Here is a 21,797-nt window from a genome sequence, read left to right as displayed (position 1 = left end):
CGACACGTAAAAAACCACATTCAATACTCTATTTGAGTAATGTCTTACAAATTTTATACGAAAGACGATTGGCTATTAATTTTTGACGCCATAATACGTGGTTTATACATCTAGATAAATACTAAGAATTGTAATAAAAAAGTATAAAAAAGCGCTATATTCTGACTTCACTAAAAAAGAGCTATTAAGATTCCACATACCATTGAGAATTTACAAAACAATACAAAACCATTGGACGCTCGCCTCCTCTCTACGTACTATAAAAGACTGATTCCACTCATCAATTAGATTCAAGCCTATGCAAAATTCATCGCTTATTTTTTCTGGATACCAAGACTTTATTTTTCGTCGTAGTGATGAGTGGTCGCGATTAGAGTCAACACCTTTAGTAGAAGAAATACCTCTGGCTATCAGTGTTAATGGCATCTCTTACGCCGTTATGATGGTGTCACCTATTGATCTAGATTCTTTTGTCGTAGGGTTCGCTTTAAGTGAAGGTATTATTGAACATTTGTCTGATATTCGTGACATCAATACGGATAAAACAAGAATCCAATTAGACATTGAAAGCATTACGATTAATTTAGAAATCAGCTCACGCCGATTCGCACATTTTAAACAGAAAAAACAAGCGCACCTTGGCGCAACAGGTTGTGGTTTATGTGGCGTAGAATCTTTAGCGCAAGCCATTCCAGTGCTAACTAAATTAGCGCCAAGCCAATCTATAAAAGTAAACGAATTAGTTCCTTTGAGAGAAAAGCTTTTCGAACATCAAGTATTAGGTAATAAAACAGGTGCCATTCATGCAGCCTTACTTATTGATCCAGATAATCAGGTAATTTGTTGCATGGAAGACATTGGTCGACACAATACTCTCGACAAAGTAATTGGCTATGCACTACAAAATAATATTCATCTGCATAACCATAATGTATTGATGTCCAGCCGATGCAGCACAGAGCTTATTCAAAAAGCAGTACGGGTTGGCCTTTCACATCTCACACATTTAGCATCACCTAGTACACTTGCCGTAAAACTAGCAAAACACTATGGATTAACACTGATTCACTTACCTAAAAAGGATGCACCCCGAATATTCGCATCTTCTTTTAAACTCGAGGATATAGTCGATGAGCAAAAAAGATAATTCTTATGTGTCGTATAAAGGACCTGCTGGCGGCTGGGGGGCATTAAAGAGCACCACAGAACACTGGCTTAAAAGTGAAAATGCGGTTCGTAACATCCATACGCTCTTAAAAACAAATCAACCCCATGGCTTCGACTGTCCCGGTTGTGCTTGGGGAGAAAAACACGATCCAGCTAAAATTCGTTTTTGTGAAAATGGAGCAAAAGCGGTTAACTGGGAAGCGACTTCACGTAAAGTCGACTCAGAGTTTATGGCAAAACACAGTGTTACTTGGCTTAACTCACAAAGCGATTACTTCTTGGAATACCAAGGTCGCCTTACAGAGCCAATGCGATACAACCGAGAAACAGATCATTACGAACCTATTTCTTGGGATCTCGCCTTTAAACAAATTGGCGACACGCTAAAAAGTCAATCCAGTCCAGATAATGTCGCTTTTTATACATCTGGCCGTGCAAGTAACGAAGCCGCGTTTCTTTATCAGCTGTTTGCTCGATCTTATGGTACAAACAACTTCCCTGATTGCTCAAACATGTGCCATGAAGCCAGTGGTTATGCATTAACAAGCAGTATCGGTATCGGCAAAGGCACTGTTGAAATAGAAGACTTTGCACGCGCGAATGCTGTGTTTGTCTTCGGCCAGAACCCAGGAACAAACCACCCTCGGATGTTAGAAACGCTGAAAGAAGTCGTGCAGGCAGGAGGTAAAGTACTAACCTTTAATACTCTTCGTGAAAGAGGATTAGAGCGTTTTCAAAACCCTCAAAGCCCAATTGAAATGCTGACAAACGGCTCTAAGCCAACAAATACAGATTATTTTTGCCCAAAAATTGGCGGAGATATGGCCGCAGTGCGAGGCATGGTTAAAGTATTAATTGAAATGGAAGAAAAAGCGCAACAAGAAGGCAAAGCCATTTTTGATCACGACTTTATAAACCAGCACACACAAGGTTTAGACGCCTACCTACAACAGGTAAATCAAACGTCTTGGGCAGATATTATTGAACAATCAGGTCTAACCAAAGAAGAAATCACTCACTCAGCCAATATTTATGCGACATCAGAACGAGTCATTGTCACTTGGGCAATGGGCATAACTCAACATCATCATTCAGTAGCCACTATTCATGAAATAGTAAATCTATTGGCTTTACGAGGTAATTTAGGTAAGCCTGGCGCCGGAGTTTGCCCTGTTCGCGGTCACAGTAATGTACAAGGCGATAGAACAATGGGGATTAACGAACGCCCTTCTACTGCTTTTCTTGATGCTTTAGAGAAACGTTTCAACTTCACACCACCTAAAAATCATGGTTTAGCGGTAGTGGACACTATTCGAGCAATGCGCGATGGTAAAGTTGGTGTCTTTATTGCTTTAGGCGGTAACTTTGCAGCGGCAACACCGGATACAAATGCAACAAAGCTTGCACTTAAACAATGTAAACTCACAGTACAAGTCAGCACAAAACTAAATCGATCTCACCTTATTGTAGGTGAAGAAGCGATAATTTTACCTTGTCTTGGACGCACAGACATAGATCATCAAACAAAGGGGCAGCAAAAAGTCACCGTCGAAGATTCCTTTAGTATGATTCATGCTTCTGGTGGCGTAATAGAGCCACTAAGTACAGAACAAAAATCCGAACCTGCAATTATTGCAGGTATGGCCACCGCCACATTAGGTGACTTCCCTATAAATTGGGCTGAGGCTATTAGTGATTACGATATTATTCGAGATCATATTGCCGCTGTGGTGCCAGGATTCACCAATTTTAATGAACGAATATTACAAGACGGTGGATTCTATCTAGGTAACAGCGCTAGAGAAAGAAAATGGAATACACCAGGTGGAAAAACGATTGTCCATACCCACGTATTACCTGAGTCTATTTTGCCTAAACGTGCCCATGATTTGTTATCAGAAAAAACACTCATTCTGCAAACCTTACGCTCTCATGATCAATACAATACGACTATCTATGGAATGAACGACAGATATCGTGGAATAAAAGGTGAACGTAACGTGGTCTTTATTAACCCCGCTGATATACAGCGACTTGGTTTCAAAGAAGGGCAACGAGTAACATTGCGTACCCTATGGGATGATGGCGTAGAGCGGAAAGTAGATGGTTTCAAGCTGATACCTTATAGTATTCCAGCTGGAAATATTGCGGCTTACTATCCTGAAACGAATCCCCTAGTGCCTTTAGATAGCCATGGTGAGTTTAGCAACACACCAACTTCAAAAAGCATAGCAATTGAACTAGAAGCCAGTGAAGAAACAAACAATATTTCTATTTCAACAAGTTAAAAAGTACTGTTTATAGATAAAAATTAAAGATAACTCGTTAGTTTATATAGCATGCCTCACAGAGGTGAGCTTTTAAAGCGAAGCAGAAAAAGCATAAAAAACCGAGCTTAGCTCGGTTTTTTATGCTATCTACGCCAAGAAATGAATCACATTTCATGGCGTATTCTACTAATTTCTATTTAGTGAAATTATTCGAGAACTGGCCTACTGCATCAACAACTCGCTGTGCCCCGTCTTGAATTTCAACAATCACATCACCAGCTTCATTGGATAAATTCAATCCTTTCTCTGCTTGTGCTTTACCTTCATTGATCAAAGCAACCGCTTTTTCAGCAAGTGCTTGATTTTGCATAACCACGCCTACAATTTCTTCTGTCGCTGCGCTGGTTCGTGAAGCAAGTTGTCTAACTTCATCTGCAACAACAGCAAATCCTCGGCCTTGCTCTCCTGCTCTAGCAGCTTCAATTGCCGCATTCAAAGCTAATAAATTCGTTTGATCAGCAATACCCTGAATGCTTTGAATGATAGAACCAACAAGTTGAGATTGCTTATCTAACTCAGAAATACCTTCTGCAGCTTGTGCCATTTGATCAGACAATTGGTGCATAACAGATACTGTTTCTTTAACAACTTCACTGCCTTTTTTGGCACTTCTATCTGTCTGTTGTGATGTGCTAAAAGCAATATCTGCTGCTTCTGATATAGCCACTTCACGCGCTACTTGCTCTGTAATAATAGTTGCAAACTTAATTACTTTATAAAGTCGGCCGTATACATCAGATATTGGGTTATAAGATGCTTCTAACCAAACAATAGTTCCTCTACTATCAATTCGTTTAAATCGTTCAGCAACAAACTGCCCTTGATTTAAACGCTCCCAAAATCGTATATATTCAGGTGAACTAGATTCTTCTTCAGTACAAAAAATCCGATGATGCTTGCCTTGAATTTGATCTAGCTGGTAACCCATACCTCCCAAAAATAGGCCATTCGCAGTTAAAATATTCCCTGACATATCAAACTCAATAACCGCAGTAGAGCGCTGTAACGCAGATATAATATTTTGGTCTTCACGGGAGTTCGTAATCGTGCGGGTTAGGTCATTACAATGGAGTGAAAACTCTTTTATTTCATGGCTAGAACCAGACAATATTGGTTGAAAAATAGTTCTTAACCAGACTTCTTGCCCATTTTTCTTTTCAATTTCTATTGCACCAGCCCAGTGTTTTTCTTCTTTTAATGCATTTACTAAGGCTTTGTAATGGTTAGTATCACGGGAATGAGAAGGGACAAGATCGGTAAGTTTTTTCCCTACAATATCTTCACTTTGTATTCCAAGCTCGTCAATAAAGTTTTCATTGACTGATTTGACCACACCATCAGGGGTTAATGCTATGACCAACATTTCTTTATCTAAACTTTCTCGAACTTGATTTAACGAATATAGATTTTCTTTTAAAATATTACATTCTTTTTTAAAAGCATTGTTGAACATATCGATCTCCTGAAATCCTTTATCAAACACTTATTCCATAAGAAAACATACGCTCAAGCTATTTTTATTATTTATCCATTATTAATAGACAATATCAAATGGTATGAAAAAGTAGCGCTTTAGCTGTACAAAATATTATGAAAACACTTAATTCAGTCTAGTACTAAATTATTAATTAATCAGTGTAGGTTATCGAGTTCTGTGAATATTTTTGTTAACTCATTGTGTAAAAGTGTATCTAACTCCACAACATCAATCGTAGAAAGGCATGTTTCAACTTCCTGACTATCTTCAGATGTTTTGAGTAATTTCTCTATCGAGCCTAACTGCTTTGAAAAATGTAATAACCCCATCGTAAGAGCAGCACCTTTTAACGTATGAGCACTCTCACGGACTTTCAATTTATCTCCTAGCTCTGCGGCTTGACCAATAATTTCCAACAGGCCTTTTGACTCAACTAAAAACCCATCTAAAACGCTTCTAAACAACTCTATACTGCCACCAAATCTATCAATAATTGATTGAACATCTTCATGCTCTTTTAGTATGTCATTTGGCTTTTCGACAGTTAGCATTTCAGAATTATTATTACTAAGCGGCGTGGCTTGATTAACATATTTATGAATACAGCCAATCATTTGATCAATATCTAAAGGTTTACCAATGTGATCATTCATTCCAGCTTGAAAACATAACTGCCGGTCAGCTTCAGAGACATTAGCAGTCATAGCAACAATGGGTAATGAGTCAAACCGAGCATCTTGTCGAATCAGTTTTGTTGCTTCTAAACCATCTACATCAGGCATCTGCATATCCATTAGAACTAAATCAAATGTACCTGATCTACTATCAATAACTTTCTTAATGCCCTCTAAGCCACCTCCAGCAACAGTTACGATAGCGCCTTCTGCGGCTAATAACTCTGTTGCTACCTGCTGATTAAAAACATTGTCTTCAACCAATAATAGTTTGACCCCTGCTAAACCAACATTGTTATTCCATTTCCCAAATTTCTTGTCTAATAAATTATCATTATTCGATAAAGCTTTATAAACAGTTTCAGACAGGCGACTCAATGTCAGAGGTTTTAATAAATAATCTGAAATAGCATCCAAGGCATCATCTATTTTTTCATTCGATGCATTGGCTAATAAAATAATCTTAGGCAGCGTCATCGATGTATCAAAGCCAGTCTCCATTTTTTTAATACTGTTACGACCATCAAAGCCTGCTATTTTTATATCTAACAGCACAACATCAAACGAACGACCTTGCTTACTTTCTTCATTTACAATGTTAATAATCTGCTCGAAACTTTCCGCCTTTTGACAAAACCAGCCAAGATTTAAAGCCATACGACTTAGAATAACGCGAGAAGCAGAGTTACTTTCTACTATTAATACTCGTACAGGTTTTCTTAGCAGCCTTTCTGGAGCATTCTCTTTGACAGGTGTTTCAGCGATAGGTAAATCGATAGTGAAGTAAAAACAACTTCCTTCATTTAATGAGCTCTCGATGCGTAATTCACCACCCATTAATTCAACAAACCGACGACAAATCACCAACCCTAAACCAGTCCCGCCAAAGCGTCGAGCAATCGAAGATTCCGCTTGAGAAAACGCCTCAAAAATAGACCCTAATTGATCTTTTGAGATACCAATACCAGTGTCATTCACTGCAATCCTCAAACGAGAAACATCAGAAGTTGGTGAAGGCATCGGCTTAATTTCTAAAACAACACTGCCTTCTAAAGTAAACTTCACAGCATTGCTGACTAGATTAATAAGTACCTGAAGTAGACGCAATTTATCGCCAACAAGATAAGCCGGAATGTCTTTATCTATATCAAAAATCAGCTCTACATTATTACTTAGAGAGCTTCCTGATAGCACGGTGGAAAGTTCATACAATAGAGACTCGACTTCAAACGGCACACTTTCTAGTTTTAGCTTACCTGCATCCACTTTTGAGAAGTCTAAAATATCGTTAATTAGACCAAGTAAAGATTTCGCTGAGATTTGTGCTTTAGAAATATAATCATCTTGTTGATGAGTTAACTCAGTTCGTTTCGCCAAATGCAGCATACCTAAAATAGCATTCATCGGCGTACGAATTTCATGACTCATGTTAGCCAAAAAGCTAGATTTAGACGCACTCGCTGCATCTGCTTGTTTTTTCGCTTCACGTAGCCAAGTTTCTAACTCTCGTTCGGAAGTAACATCTTGGTCGACTCCAGTCACTCTGATTGTATTGCCATGATTGTCTTTTTCAATATGAGCGTCTGCTTTAATGTAGCGGACACGGCCATCAGGCAAGATAATACGGAAAATATCGCTGTATGATTCCCCTCCCGCCATAATGGCATTCCAAGAGGCAGACGCTTCTTCTTTTTCTTCAGGGTGCAATTTGTCTTGCCATTGCTCAATGGTTACGCCTTGATCTTTCAGCGCGAGTGGATATTGGTAGATATCAAACATAATATCATTCCACTCCAAAGCATCACTACCAATTTCCCAACTCCACACACCCAATCTAGCTGCTTTTGTGGCGATTAATAATTGATCTCTAGCAGACTCCAGAGCTTGCTGGTTATTTCTTTGCTCAGTGATATCCATGGCCATGCCTAAAAAACCGACGATTTGGCCATCATTACTTTTCATTGGTGTAATCACTAAAGATACTGGACAGGTCTCTCCGTATTTATCTCTATATGTCCATTCCTTACTCTCATAATCATCACTGTTTGCAGTAAAAAGCAAAACATCCATATCGCCAGAGATATAAGAACCTGTTTCTTTTTGGATGGACTCTCGTCGACGATTAATTTCTTCACCAACATGGAAAGTAACAGGCGTTAATTGACCAATCACCTCTTCGGCAGAATAACCAAGCATTCGTTGAGCACCATGATTAAATAGCTTAATGATGCCATTTTTGTCGGTAGCAATAATAGAAATCTCAGAAGAAGCCTCAAGCACATCATTCAAGAGAAGGTTGAGTTCTTGGAGCTCCAATGTTCTGGTTTTCACCTGACTTTCTAAGTTGGTATTTAAATCATGAATTTTAGCTTCTGCTTTTTTGCGTTCAGAAATATCACGAACACTTTTCGATATACCTACCACACGACGATGCATATCAAAAATAGGAGATAAAGTAAGCGCAACTGGAATATCTGCCCCAGACTTATTTTTCCGTAGCGTTTCAATTAGAAGCGATTCATTTTTGTCTCGAACAGAGCCCGAAGCTAATTTGTCTTCCTTTTTAAGATCAACAGGTACTAATAAATCCGATGCATTTTGGCCAATAGCCTCTTCTTTTGTATAGCCAAAAATATGCTCTGCACCTTTATTCCAACTAACAATGGTTCCCTCCAAATTTTTACTAATAATGCCATCTGCAGAACTTTCAACCACCGCTGTAATTCGAGACTGATAAGTCATTACTTCTCGTTTTCGTGCAATATTTACCCGAACCATCGCGATAATCACAACACTTAGAAAGCTAATAAAAACACCGGTGAGCAGTACCGAAAATGGATTAGATAGCTGTAGATCTTCAATGAATTCAGCCGTAACACTAAAGTGGCTCTCCCAATTCCTGCCATATAACGAAGTAGATTGGACTTGTTCATATTGACGATCACTTAAATCGCCACTGTTATAAAAACGTACCTTTTCATCCAAATCTGTCACATCAAAAAGCTCATAATGAACTTTTGTCACATCAAGATCCAAATCACGCAATACATCGTCCATTAATAATGCAGCGTAACTCCAACCAAAGCCTAATTGTTTCCTTTCATCTAACGTATCTGGTGTTTTACCGCCTCGGTAAATTGGCATCAAAATCAAAACAGATTGCTGTGCTTGACCAGAGGTTTGAACTAACGTAATAGGCCCTGTAATTCGAACTTCACCCGTTAATAGTGCAGTATTGGCAGCCTCTCTCCTGTTTTTTTCCGAAGCAATGTCCAAGCCAATTGCTTGTTCATTATTTTCTAATGGTTCAATAAATTGAATAAGGTATCGATCAGAAAAATTAGATGAGAGCTCTTTAATTTGAAAATCAGGCCAACCACTTTGTCTTATGGTTTGAAGCAGTGATTCAATTTGATTTTTCGGAACTAGACGAATAAACCCAAAGCCTTTCGTACCAGGGAACTCAGTGTTAATGTCTCGAGTTAAACTATACCGACGAAAAATATCTTTGGTGATAATATTTTCACCGGCCGTTAGAACAACCCCCCTCACCCCTCTAAGGCCGTATTGATACATTCTAACCTTAGCAATAACGTCATCGAATATTTTATGAGAAGCTTGATTTACAGCTTGAGCAATACGTTTTTCATTATTAATTTTGACTTTATAAGAAAAGAGGCACGTAATCAGTAGTCCTAAAAGCAGGGTTAGTATTACCCATCGAGTGTAAACATTCTCAGATGATATTTTATTCACGTTTAATCCCAAGCAAACATTACTTTCAATGTCATTGAAAAAATAAGAAGAGTATAGATTAATCTTATTAAATTAATCGTAAGTGTAGACTAATGAACAACTTATAGCGTCATATTGAATTATAAATAATGAACTAACAATAATCTCAATTAACCCTCTGGATTAGGTTTAAAGTTCACGCTAAAACGATCACTCCCCATGACACACCGAGATACAAATCAATAAAGAATCAACTAAGCATTCTTTGATTTAACGCAAAATTTCTTTGTTATATATCAATATCTCCTACTGGACGTAAGCAAAACAATCTTTTTTAGAGTATAACAAAAAGATATTTAAAAAAATGACAGGAATGCGTTTATGAAAGTCGCCGTTTTTTCTTGTAAACCTTACGACAAAAGAACTTTATCTACTCACGCTAACAATAGTGTACTAAACAGTAATGCCGAAGATGGCACTGTATTGTCTATGTCTTATTTTGAAAGCCGATTAAGCATGGAAACCATCAGCCTAGTAAAAGACTTTGATGCGGTTTCTTGCTTCGTGAACGATGACGTTAACGCTGAAGTAATTCATTGCTTAAAACAACAAGGCGTCAAAACCATTGCCCTACGTTGTGCAGGTTTTAATAATGTGGATTTGGAAGCGGCAAAAAAAGAAGGCATCAAAGTTTTCCATGTGCCAGATTACAGCCCGACTTCTGTGGCAGAACACGCTGTTGCATTGATCATGACACTCAACAGAAAAACCCACAGAGCCTATCACAGAGTCAAAGAAGGCAACTTTGCTCTAGAAGGATTACTTGGCTTTAATCTAGAAGGAAGAACAGTTGGCTGTATTGGCACTGGACGAATTGGGGCTGCGTTTTGCCGTATTATGAAAGGTTTCGGTTGTAAGGTACTTTGTTATGACCTGTACCCATCACAAGAACTGATCGATCAGGGTTGCCAGTACATTTCATTAGATGAACTCTACACACAAAGCGATATCATCAGCTTGCATTGTCCATTAAATGAATCAACTCACCATTTAATTAACAAAGACAGCCTGCAAAAAATGAAGGACGGTGTGATGATCATAAACACCAGCCGTGGTGCATTGGTTCACGCTCAAGAAGCCATTGATGCGCTGTACAGCAAAAAAATTGGTTACTTAGGTTTGGATGTATACGAACAAGAAAACAAAATCTTCTTTGAGGACATGTCTTCTCACATCATCCAAGACAGTGTCTTTCAGCTTATGCTCACCTTCCCAAATGTCGTGGTAACAGGTCATCAAGGTTACTTCACCGATGAAGCCTTGAATCATATTGCAGAAACAACCATAGATAACTTACTTCATCACCAAAATGAAGAAAGTTACACACGACAACTCGCGTAGTCTTATATATCTCAAACCAAAAGTAACACTCTCTAAGGCATCTAATATTTTATTAGATGCCTTTTTAATTTTGACCGTTCAAAACAACATCAACAAATTGTCATCTTCATCGCGTATAATTTAATCAACTTTGAATAAATAAGAAGGAATGGCAGCACAATGAATATCGACAAAGCTTCTCAAAATAGACTCATCGACATCGTTCGCCGTGCAGGACAAGAGATCGTCATGCCAAACTTTCGACAACTTAACAGCGAAGACATAGAAGAAAAAAGTAGCCTAAGTGATCTTGTCACCATCGCCGATAAAGCCTGTGAAGTTTTCATCACAAAAGAAATACAGCACTATTTTCCTGACTGGGCCATTGTGGGAGAAGAAGCCACCGCCGATGACGCCTCCACCACAGACAAAATAGACAACACAGACACCTGCGTCATCATTGATCCGATTGACGGTACATGGAATTACGCCCACGGTTTATCGGACTTCGGTATCATTCTCGCTGTCGTCGTAAAAGGCGAAACACGTTTGGGACTACTGTATGACCCAGTCAATGACGACTGGATCTATGCCAACAAAGGCGAAGGTGCTTTTTTCCAACGCACCTCTTTATCAGAAAGAGGCACACAGCAAACTCCAACGCAACAACCGCTGGCCTTACAGATCAAACCAGAGACAAAAATAGAAAGACTCGCAGGCATCATGTCGATACATTCCTACACAGGCGAAAAACAACAAGACTTCGCCATCAAAGCCACCCGCTTTGCACGCATCAATAACCTACCGTCTTGCCCTGCGTATCGCCAACTTTCCCTTAGCCATTTCCACTTCAGCCTCACCTACAAAATGCTCCCGTGGGACCACGCAGCAGGTGTTCTAATCTACACAGAAACGGGTGGAGTTTGTCGACTACTAGACGGCACAGAATACCGACCAGCGATGTTGGATGGAGAAATGCTCACCGCACAATCAGAAGAGCAATGGCAAATCCTCGCAGAGCATTTTAGGAAATAAATAAGACCTTTCTCTTACCAAGGATGCTCTAAAAAATAGTCCCTAAGGTGATCAATTAGAGCTCGTACCGTTGGCGATAAATGTTTTCTGGACGAATATAGAGCGAAGATAGTAAGGTCTTTGGGCTTCCATTCTGGTAATACATGACTCAAACGACCTTCTTTTATATAACGGTTCACTAGATAAGTGGGTTGCAAACAGATACCACCGTCGTTTAAAGCAGCATGTAATAAAGCCGTTGCTTCGTTTGCCGTTAAGCGACAATCAACTGTGATGGATTCAAATAGATCTTTCTGAGATAGATGCCAAATGTGGCGTTCAAAGTTTTTGTAGCCCAAGCATTCATGTTTTATTAAATCTCGCGGATGATGAATTACGCCATTTGCTTTCCCTAATTTCTCAGTCATTTTGTTCAAATACGATGGCGATGCCACCAATGCGGATTCGCATACAGCAATGGGTTTACCTATTAAAGACGGGTCTGGATTGGAAGCAATCCGCAAGGCAAGGTCGATGCTTTTTTCTGTAAGGTCTACAGCACTGTCCTCTAAGTCCATGTCGATACGCACTTTAGGGTAAAGCTGCATAAAATTTTGGATCGCTGGCATCAACTGTGAAAAGCCAAACGACATGCTGGTCGTTATCTTAATACCACCCGCGAATTCATTCTCTAAATTAGCTAACGCCGAAATACTATCCGCTTGTTCGAGCCAAAGCTCGATGTCTTTAAGGCAATTTTCACCTGCACTAGTTAACGATATTTTACGTGTTGTACGATGCAACAAGCGTATTTTGAGCCAATCCTCCATCGCTTCTATATAACGTGTCACCATGGGGCGGGACATATTCAAGCGATCCGCAGTACGAGAAAAACTGCGCGATTGCGCAACATCGATAAACACCTTAGCAGCCGTCACTCTGTCCATATCTAACCTTCGACTTGAACGATTTAAGAAACAATAATGTTCATTTTTGTGTGTTTTTCCGAGTACGTCAATTCTCTATTATGGCTACATAAATTAAACATTGGCTTTTTGGAGATATAAAATGAAAAAACTAATTACATTCGCCGCTTCCGCTCTTATTGCTCATTCTACTTTTGCAGCTGATACAAAACCTTTAATACTAGATGTTTACAATGCGCCCTTAAGCAGCTTTGGTGTGACCTCAACAGTGGTATACGGTGAAACTGAGGCTATGGTTATTGATGCTGGGTTCACTAAAGCGGATGCATTGCGTATTGCAGCTAAAGTGTTGGATTCTAAAAGAGAACTAAAAACTATTTTTATTAGCCAAGCAGACCCTGACTATTACTTTGGTGCCGAAACACTACATGACATTTTTCCGAAGGCAGACATCATCACTACTCCTGCAGTAAAAAAAGTTATTGAAAAAAAAATGGCTGGGAAATTGGCTTTTTGGGGCCCTCAAATGGGCGCTAATGCACCATTAAATCCTATCGTCCCAGCGGCTTATACTAAGTCCACTTTGCTGCTTGATGGCCAGACTATTGAGATTCGTGGCACTGAAGGTATTTTGGCTCACCGTCCTTACCTTTGGGTTCCATCAAGCAAAGCGATTTTGGGTAATGTAGCCATATTCGGTAACATGCATTTGTGGATGGCCGATGCGCAATCGGGTGAGTCTCAAGCAGCTTGGCAAGCACAATTGAAAGAAATGCTTGCGCTTAAACCAACCACAGTGGTTTCTGGTCATATGACGCAAGGTACGGAGTTAACAGCAAACAACATTAACTTCTCTCTTAATTACATCACGGCGTTCCAAAAAGCGAAGAAAGACAGCAAAGACAGCACAGCATTCATTAAAACAATGACAGCAGAATACCCAAATGTACAAGGTACTTTAAATCTAAGCATCGCAGCGAAAGTACATAAAGGGGAAATGAAATGGTAAATGTTCACTACTTCTTCGACCCTATGTGCGGTTGGTGTTACGGCGCAACATCATTAATTAGCATTCTGGCAGAAATATCTGAATTCGAGATCACTTACCATCCAGGTGGCATGATTCCGACACGTGCGATTGCCCCATCTTTTAGACAGCATATTTTGCAGGCCGATGAACAAATCGAAGCTATGACCAAAGCCCACTTTGGTGATGCTTACAAAGCGAGAGTAGCAAACAGCGGCGAGTTTGTTCTTGACTCATACTTACCAACCCAAGCCTTTTTGGTTGGAATTGAAATGGGGATCAAACCACACATAATGCTAAAAGCTATTCAAGAAGCGCACTATCAAGAGGGTAAAGAGTTAGACAAATCGGAAGAATTACAAGCATTAGCGATTACATTAGGAATTAATGAAACAACGTGGAAAGCAAAAATGGTAGACGCTAAGGCTTTGGTGATGGAAAAAATCAAGGAAAGCCATACGTTAATGAGTAAGATGCAAGTAAGCGGTTACCCAACCTTGATCATCGAAAAAGATGGCAGACTGCAACGTTTACCACACAGCTCTTACTACGGTAAGCCTATGGAATGGAAAACGTATTTAACATCTTTAATTTAGCACTTTATATGAGCCTAAAAATCCCACTATCGAAATGATCGACTGTGGGATTTTTTATGAAATACATTCTGCATTCCTTTAGAACTACCTAAAATAATGCATTGTCTAATGCTGACAATAAAGTGTAGTTACTACAAAGGCATTACGGTTGAAAAACTAAATTTTCCATGCAAATGTGAGGGTGCCGTAGCTGTTAAATTGATCTAGATTACGATCAGTTTCATCTTCGCTAAGTGAAAATGGCCTGTTGATTGCGAATGCAAGAGAGCCCTCTCCCCATGAGTAAGTAGCGCCTAACGAAACTATATTAATGTTGTGATCGTAATCGATAGATCGGCTGTCGCTAAACGTATTACCGTCGGTATAGATCTGATTGAAGTTGTATTTCAAAGCCAAGCCAGAATACATAAACCAACCACCGTTTACCGCAACTGGATTCGACGTTCTTGAATCAGCAAATAAAACCGTTGCGTAAGATGATCTGAGATTCTCACCATAACGAATAATAGCTGCAGTGCTTACACCACTTTTGATGGTACCTAGACTCACATTTGCACCCAATAATAAATCTGCATTACCGCCATTAGATTCCCATTGTCGCCAAGTTCTTCCGCGAGACAACTCAAACACCAATTCATTATTTAACTGTGTGTCCCAACCTTTCGGGTTTTGTGCGGAAATAACAGAGTGAATAGTTTTCTGACTTTGCTCGCCTAACGCTATCGGACCAACAACGCCTAAAGTGGTACTGGCTCTATCTGCATATTTTGGCCCAACAGTGACGTAAGTATTGGTAAAGCTGAGGAAAGCTGAATAAGGCAAATCATTTTCTGCGGGAACACTTTGAGAAATGTCATATGGTGTTGTGAGTCGTTGCCCAAAGCTGTATACATTAACCGCTTGGTCAATCGAGTAATTGGGCATACTCCACATTAACGGCTGAACCCAAATATCACCCTCTTGTTGTGATGACACCTTGTCATAAACATCATATGTCGAAACATAAATACCATTGGTATAACCATTGTCTTCCTGAATGAAAAAATCGTTGTCTAGTGTGACAGACACCCAATTCACATCACCATAAGCTTGCATGCCATAAAGAAGAAATAAACCTAGAAGATATTTTCTAAACTCTGTTTTGACTTTTAGATTATAGATTTTTTTCACCCTCCCATTAATTTTAACTAATGATTCATTAACTAATTTCAAATAAAAAACTCCGACTATTATAAAGTTTATAGGATGAAACATAGTCCAAGAAATATTGAATAATGATGAACTTATAAAGGATCAAACATTCTTTTTCCACACAAAAAAGCACCACTCAAGATAACCTGAGTGGTGCTTTTTAATTCTTATTTCTATCTATGTTTGAGGTTAAAACAAGACGTTAGAAGATTAAAAATCCTAACGAGATGATCACACCAGAACCAAGTAATGCCATCAAGCAATAACCCATCACATCTTTCGCGCCAAGACCTGCAATCGCTAAGGCAGGTAATGCCCAAAATGGTTGAATCATATTCGTCCAGGCATCACCCCATGCAATGGCCATCGCTGTTTTCGCTGCATCCACACCCAGTGCGGCACCAGCTGGCATCATGATAGGTGCCTGCACAGCCCATTGACCGCCACCAGAAGGCACGAAGAAGTTCACAATACCCGCACTTAAGAAAGTAAATAATGGGAACGTTGTTTCGTTAGAAATAGACACAAAGCCTTGTGAAATCACACCAGCAAGAGAAGCACCAGAATCACCTGTTGCTGTCATCATTCCCATAATACCTGCGTAGAATGGGAACTGAAGCAATATGCCTGAACAGTTACGAGCACCTTGTGAAATCGAACTCAATAGACTTTTTGGTGTGCCGTGAAGCAAGACAGCCGAGAACAAGAAGGTGAAGTTAACGATATTCAAATTCAATGCAAAGCCATTCGTTACGAAATAATAAATAATATAAGCAAAACCCATCGCACCTAGCAATAAAGACAACACACGACTGCTTTCAAGTCTCTCTGCAGGGCTCATGTCCGCACGATCTTTAACTTCCTCAGCTTTAGTTTCTTCCAAAAGCTCTGCATCAATTGTAATCGTATCTTGTGGTGCTGGGTGCATCAAACGATTCAACAAAGGAATAGTGACGAACATGACAGCAAGAATCGTCAAGTTCATTGCAGAAAAGATCGTATCTGACGTTGGAATAGGAGCGGTTACAGCACCATTGGTGACAGTCGAAATATTTGCGCCACCTGCAATTGATAATGGAATTGAGCCAGACAAACCTGCATGCCAGAATAAGAAACCACTGTAAGCGGAAGCAATCAGCAAGCGGTAATCTACACCTTTCACTCGTGCTGCGATTTCACGGGCAAAAATAGCCCCAACAACCAAACCAAAACCCCAGTTTACCCAGCACGCCATAGCACTGATCGTAGTCACTAGAATTATCGCCTGTCCCGGTGTTTTCGCAACACCTGCCAACATAGCTAATTTACGTTTAAAGGCTGGTGCACTCGCCATAGCATGACCTGTTACCACAACCATCGCCATTTGCATTGAGAAGCTTAATAGATTCCAAAAACCTCCTGCCCAAGCGTTGACGACCTGCATCGGACCTTGACCAGTGCTTGGCATCACAGCCAAAAATACAGCAAAGGTGAGAATAATGGCAAAGATAAAAGGATCAGGAAGATAGCGCTGTAATAGCAGCACAAAGAACTGACTTAATTTTTGTAGACCCGTTTTTTTTTGTTCAATTGTATTCATGAGATTTTCCTATTTTTATATTTTTTATTAGAAAATAGAAAGAGAGATATTCAGGACTGGTACTTATGGTACCAACTGAATCCTCTCTTCTATAAAGTGCGATTTTTAATCGCACTTAACGCAACACTTTTTAACACCACTTTCTTTCACACGTTTTTTAAATATATTCTTTAAAAATTTGACTCCTTGTAACCCGATTTTTTTAACGAGAAACGAGCATGGCAACACCCATTCCGCCACCAATACATAAAGTAGCCAAACCTTTTTTCGCATCTTGGCGTTGCATTTCATGAAGCAAGGTCACCAGAATTCGACAACCTGATGCACCAATTGGATGACCTAACGCAACAGCACCACCATTCACATTAACTTTATCTGCATCCAAACCTAGCTCTTTGTTCACGCACAAAGCTTGAACAGAAAAAGCTTCGTTCGCTTCAACGAGGTCTAAATCACTCACTTTCCAATTGGCTTTTTTAAGCACCTTTTGCGTCGCTGCAATTGGCCCTGTTCCCATTACTTCTGGATCAACACCAGCAGAACTTGCCGCTTCGATAACCGCTAAAACAGGCAAGCCTAAGCGCTTAGCTTCTTCATCAGAAGTAACCACAACCATAGCGGCGCCATCATTCAAAGTAGATGAATTACCTGCGGTTACTGAGCCGTCTTTAGAAAATGCAGGACGTAGCTTAGAAAGAGATTCTATGTTTGTGTTTGGGCGGATTTGCTCATCCAAAGCAACAATAACTGGCTCGCCTTTACGCTGAGGAATAGAGATAGGTAAAATTTCTTCAACAAAATGTCCTGCAGTTTGAGCCTCTGCGGCTTTCCGCTGAGAGTTAACGGCAAAAGCATCTTGATCATCACGACTAATATCCCAACGAGACGCAATATTCTCTGCGGTTTGTCCCATGTGATAATCATTAAAAGCGTCCCATAAACCATCTGTCACCATGGAATCTAACAGTGTCCAATTACCCATTTTCTTACCAGAACGACTGTTCGGTAAAATATGAGCAGCTTGACTCATACTTTCTTGACCACCAGCCACAACCATAGTCGCATCACCGTTTAATACGGCTTGAGCTGCAAGTTGTACCGCTTTTAAGCCAGACCCACATACTTTGTTAATGGTGAGTGCTGACACGTGATTTGGAAGACCAGAATGAAGCGCGGTTTGACGCGCTGGGTTTTGACCACAACCCGCTGCGAGCACTTGCCCCAGAATCACTTCTTCAATATTTTCTTTTAAAACTGGCTGCTTTGCCAACATGCCAGACAACAGCTGAGTACCTAGTTGTACGGCAGTCAGTGAAGACAGAGCGCCATTAAAAGCGCCAACGGGTGTTCGAGCGGCGGCAACGATTACTGCTTTCATAACTCAATTCCTTAATGCACTTTTAATTAAGCGAATACCATTTCAGGCACATGATCAGGCACAATCAATTTCCCCTGAGTTTTTTCTATAATTTCTTCGACGGATACACCTGGCGCCCGTTCTCTCAAAATAAAAGCACCCTCTTCAATTTCTAACCAAGCCAAATCGGTTAAGACTTTTTTAATGCAGCCTTTACCTGTTAACGGCAATGAACAATTAGAAAGTAATTTAGATTCACCCGTCTTAGACGCGTGTGTCATGGTGACGATAATATTGTCTGCGCCCGCAACTAAATCCATTGCTCCGCCCATGCCTTTGACCAATTTATTTGGAATCATCCAAGAGGCGATATTACCGTTCACATCCACTTCGAATGCACCTAATACGGTTAAATCCACATGCCCACCACGAATCATAGCGAAAGATTCTGCGGATGAAAAAATGGATGCGCCTTTAATCGCTGTAACCGTTTGTTTCCCGGCATTGATCATGTCGGCATCTATGGTTTCTTCGGTAGGAAATTCGCCCATACCCAACAAGCCATTTTCTGACTGCAGCATTACTTCCATATTATCTGGTACATAGTTAGCAACTAAAGTAGGTATGCCTATGCCTAGGTTCACATAAAAGCCATCTTGTAATTCTTGCGCCACACGTTGCGCTATTTGCTCTCTAGAAAGTGCCATATCAAACCTCTTTATTATTTTGTTGGTTTTACTGTACGTTGCTCAATTCGCTTCTCGAAAGTACCAAGTACAACACGGTCGACATAAATTCCAGGCGTATGTATTTGAGTTGGATCTAACTCGCCCACCTCAACAATTTCTTCCACTTCAACTACCGTGATTTTCCCAGCGGTTGCTACAAGTGGGTTGAAGTTTTGTGCAGTATGACGATAAACAACATTGCCATATCGATCTGCTTTCCAACCTTTTACGATAGAAAAATCACCTATAATGGCTTCTTCCATTAGGTATTCACGACCATTAAAAATCTTAGTTTCTTTGCCTTCCGCTACTGGGGTTCCAACACCTGTTGCTGTGTAAAAAGCTGGAATTCCAGCACCACCTGCACGCATTTTTTCAGCCAATGTACCTTGTGGTGTTAACTCAACCTCTAACTCACCGTTCAGAAGTTGCTTTTCAAAGAGTGCATTTTCACCAACGTAAGACGACACCATTTTTTTAATTTGCTTATCTTCTAGCAGAATTCCTAAGCCGAATCCGTCTATTCCACAATTATTAGAAACAACAGTTAAGCCTTTTGTGCCTTTTTTCTTAATTTCAGCAATCAAGTTTTCAGGTATACCACACAAGCCAAAACCACCAGCAAGAACGGTCATTCCGTCTTCTAGGCCTTTCATAGCTTCAGTATACGAGGCAACTACTTTGTCAAAACCAGCCATTACTATGCTCCTAATTATTATTCTGATTGCCCACAGTTTGACTCAAGAGAATAAATTAATTAAATTTGTTTTTTATATTTATTAATAAGTTTTTTAAATAAATAGAAAAAATAATAAATCAAGCCACTAAAAGTGAATTTTAATGAATATCAAACAAGTTCGAGCTTTTCTTGCTGTTGCTCAGTCTATGAGTTTCGCTAATGCAGCCAATCAGTTACACCTATCTCAGCCAGCATTGAGCTTGTCGATAAAAAGCTTAGAAGAAAACTTAGGAGGTAAATTACTCACTCGAACAACCCGAAGCATTGCGCTGACACCAGAAGGTGAGGCTCTAGTCCCAATAGCAAGGCGATTACTCGCACAATGGGAAAATGCTGAAGATGAAATGAAACAACGTTTTGCTCTGCAACTGGGTAAAATCACGATTGCTTCTATGCCCTCTTTTGCAGCGTCTTTATTACCTAAAGCAATTCGTAACTACCACGCCACCTACCCAAACATTCAGGTGGCAATTGATGATGTGTTATCAGACATTGTCGTGGAAATGGTGCGTAATAATCAGGTGGAATTAGGGATTTCGTTCGAGCCGACAGGGTTATTAGAATTGGCTTTTTATCCGTTATATGATGATAATTTCATCGCTATTTTTCCGAAAGATCACCCATTAGAACAATACAGTAATATCACATGGAAGGCATTGCTAGAATACGACTTCATCACATTACAAAGACCTTCTAGTGTTCGAACAATGATAGAAAGCACATTAAATGAAGCTAGTATTGAATTAAATGTTGCCTTCGATGCCCATCAACTCACAACAGTCGTCCGCATGGTCAGTGAGGGAATGGGCGTTGCAGTGGTTCCTTCAATCTGCCGACAACAAGCAACTGAACAAGGCACGATCTGTCGCCCTGTAACGCAACCAGAAATACATCGTCGTGTCGGGGTAATTTGTCAGCCACGATCTAACCTTTCTATTGCCGCCGCTGCGATGTTAGATGTACTAATAAACACCTATTTTTAATAATGATTAAATGTCACGATTAAAAATAGGTCGGGATTGGAGTCGCTGTTATTAAATCCATATTACGAATTCTATGCTCTGCTACAAAGCTCTACTAGAAAGCCCTCTTTAGCTTATTCCATAGCTTAGGGCTTGCAGCCCAAACAGGGTTACCATTAATCAACCCATTATTTTCTAAGAAATTTGGTACACACCCACCCGCCTCTTCAATCAATAATAATCCAGCTAAAGCATCCCAACTATTAAGATGAGCTTCAAAGTAACCATGAACTAACCCTGAACTCACATGCGCTAGCATAAGCGCTCCTGCACCAAAGCGTCGATACTCGATGTCATGCTGATCTAAAATCTGTAGAAGGCCCAAGTAGTCTTGTAAAGGGCGACGATTTGAACGGCCTAAGCCGATAATAGACTGACCCTCTTCAGGCTCCTGAATTATTAAACGCCGTCCATTTAAGTAAGCACCTTCACCACGCTTAGCAAAGAAAAACTCATTTCTATCTGGCGCATAAATAAAGCCTAGCTGTATTACATTACCGACAACGTAAGCGACCGAAACACACCAATAATCCATGCCTTGCAAATAGTTTGTGGTACCGTCAATTGGGTCAATCACCCAAACACCATGGTTATTTTCTACTTCATTTTCTTTGGTTTTTTTCTCTACTAAACCACTTTCTTCCCCTAAAAAACCGTCTTGTGGAAATAGAGAACAAATGATATTTTTAAGTGCCTCTTCGACAAAAACATCTGCTTGAGAAACAAAGTCTTGTCGCCCTTTTATAGTGACAGACAATCCAGATTGACGAATTTCTTGTGCCCGATCACCTGCTTTTCTAATCTCAAGTTCAAGCGCTTTATATTCTTTAAACTGACTCATAAAAAGTATCCTTT

The 21,797-nt window shown here is 39.9% G+C and carries 16 protein-coding genes; 7 read left to right on the top strand and 9 right to left on the bottom strand.

Annotation, left to right across the window (positions count from 1 at the left end; genetic code table 11):
• The first annotated feature begins 298 nt into the window (after positions 1–298).
• The gene (fdhD, locus tag IF202_RS03140; protein WP_191593401.1) at positions 299–1,147 is read left to right on the top strand and encodes a formate dehydrogenase accessory sulfurtransferase FdhD; all 849 of its coding nucleotides are present in this window, start codon (positions 299–301) and stop codon (positions 1,145–1,147) included.
• A complete protein-coding gene (locus IF202_RS03135; protein ID WP_191593400.1) occupies positions 1,131–3,455 on the top strand; it encodes an FdhF/YdeP family oxidoreductase in 2,325 nt (774 codons plus the stop codon). Before fdhD ends, IF202_RS03135 begins: the two co-directional genes overlap by 17 nt.
• A gap of 175 nt (positions 3,456–3,630) precedes the next feature.
• Here the strand turns inward: IF202_RS03135 and IF202_RS03130 are convergent, their stop codons facing one another.
• Both IF202_RS03130 and IF202_RS03125 read right to left on the bottom strand, forming a co-directional pair.
• Entirely contained in the window at positions 3,631–4,950 is a 1,320-nt protein-coding gene (locus IF202_RS03130; protein WP_191593399.1) for a methyl-accepting chemotaxis protein, read from the bottom strand.
• Between the two features lie 179 nt (positions 4,951–5,129).
• Positions 5,130–9,404, bottom strand: coding sequence for a PAS domain-containing hybrid sensor histidine kinase/response regulator (locus IF202_RS03125; protein WP_191593398.1), 4,275 nt, complete (start codon positions 9,402–9,404; stop codon positions 5,130–5,132).
• Positions 9,405–9,764: 360 nt separating this feature from the next.
• Here IF202_RS03125 and IF202_RS03120 point away from each other — a divergent pair, with 360 nt between their 5' ends.
• Together IF202_RS03120 and IF202_RS03115 are read left to right on the top strand one after the other, a co-directional pair.
• Complete coding sequence (locus IF202_RS03120; RefSeq protein ID WP_191593397.1) at positions 9,765–10,784, top strand: 2-hydroxyacid dehydrogenase; 1,020 nt, start codon at positions 9,765–9,767, stop codon at positions 10,782–10,784.
• 159 nt (positions 10,785–10,943) lie between these two features.
• The gene (locus tag IF202_RS03115; RefSeq protein WP_191593396.1) at positions 10,944–11,798 is read left to right on the top strand and encodes an inositol monophosphatase family protein; all 855 of its coding nucleotides are present in this window, start codon (positions 10,944–10,946) and stop codon (positions 11,796–11,798) included.
• Positions 11,799–11,812: 14 nt separating this feature from the next.
• Here the strand turns inward: IF202_RS03115 and IF202_RS03110 are convergent, their stop codons facing one another.
• Positions 11,813–12,724 (bottom strand): LysR family transcriptional regulator, encoded by a 912-nt coding sequence (locus IF202_RS03110; protein ID WP_191593395.1) that lies wholly within the window; start codon positions 12,722–12,724, stop codon positions 11,813–11,815.
• 121 nt (positions 12,725–12,845) lie between these two features.
• Between IF202_RS03110 and IF202_RS03105 the strand changes: the two genes are divergently transcribed.
• Complete coding sequence (locus IF202_RS03105) at positions 12,846–13,712, top strand: MBL fold metallo-hydrolase (RefSeq protein ID WP_191593394.1); 867 nt, start codon at positions 12,846–12,848, stop codon at positions 13,710–13,712.
• The gene (locus IF202_RS03100; protein WP_191593393.1) at positions 13,706–14,326 is read left to right on the top strand and encodes a DsbA family protein; all 621 of its coding nucleotides are present in this window, start codon (positions 13,706–13,708) and stop codon (positions 14,324–14,326) included. The genes IF202_RS03105 and IF202_RS03100 overlap by 7 nt, the downstream gene beginning before the upstream one ends.
• A 156-nt stretch (positions 14,327–14,482) precedes the next feature.
• Here IF202_RS03100 and IF202_RS03095 read toward each other — a convergent pair whose 3' ends face one another.
• From IF202_RS03095 to IF202_RS03075, 5 genes are all read right to left on the bottom strand, one after another.
• A complete protein-coding gene (locus IF202_RS03095) occupies positions 14,483–15,538 on the bottom strand; it encodes a lipid A deacylase LpxR family protein (protein WP_235963181.1) in 1,056 nt (351 codons plus the stop codon).
• 181 nt (positions 15,539–15,719) lie between these two features.
• On the bottom strand, positions 15,720–17,096 hold the full coding sequence (locus IF202_RS03090; RefSeq protein WP_191593392.1) for a short-chain fatty acid transporter: 1,377 nt from the start codon (positions 17,094–17,096) through the stop codon (positions 15,720–15,722).
• A gap of 202 nt (positions 17,097–17,298) precedes the next feature.
• Positions 17,299–18,474 carry an acetyl-CoA C-acetyltransferase gene (locus tag IF202_RS03085; protein WP_191593391.1) on the bottom strand — a complete coding sequence of 392 codons (1,176 nt, stop codon included), beginning with the start codon at positions 18,472–18,474 and terminating at the stop codon, positions 17,299–17,301.
• 26 nt (positions 18,475–18,500) lie between these two features.
• Positions 18,501–19,160, bottom strand: a complete 660-nt coding sequence (locus IF202_RS03080) for a CoA transferase subunit B (protein WP_191593390.1) — start codon at positions 19,158–19,160, stop codon at positions 18,501–18,503.
• 14 nt (positions 19,161–19,174) lie between these two features.
• Positions 19,175–19,879 carry a CoA transferase subunit A gene (locus tag IF202_RS03075; RefSeq protein ID WP_191593389.1) on the bottom strand — a complete coding sequence of 235 codons (705 nt, stop codon included), beginning with the start codon at positions 19,877–19,879 and terminating at the stop codon, positions 19,175–19,177.
• A 142-nt stretch (positions 19,880–20,021) separates the two neighbouring features.
• Between IF202_RS03075 and IF202_RS03070 the strand changes: the two genes are divergently transcribed.
• Positions 20,022–20,903: a LysR family transcriptional regulator gene (locus tag IF202_RS03070; protein WP_191593388.1), complete on the top strand. Its 882-nt coding sequence runs from the start codon at positions 20,022–20,024 to the stop codon at positions 20,901–20,903.
• Positions 20,904–20,997: 94 nt separating this feature from the next.
• On the opposite strand, the gene IF202_RS03065 is transcribed toward IF202_RS03070, so the two are convergent.
• Positions 20,998–21,783 (bottom strand): inositol monophosphatase family protein, encoded by a 786-nt coding sequence (locus tag IF202_RS03065; protein WP_191593387.1) that lies wholly within the window; start codon positions 21,781–21,783, stop codon positions 20,998–21,000.
• Positions 21,784–21,797 lie beyond the last annotated feature (14 nt).

Source organism: Marinomonas colpomeniae, from assembly GCF_014803385.1.
Classification (GTDB): domain Bacteria; phylum Pseudomonadota; class Gammaproteobacteria; order Pseudomonadales; family Marinomonadaceae; genus Marinomonas; species Marinomonas colpomeniae.
Note: the sequence above shows the minus strand (reverse complement) of the source record. Positions and strands in the feature narration are given on the sequence as shown.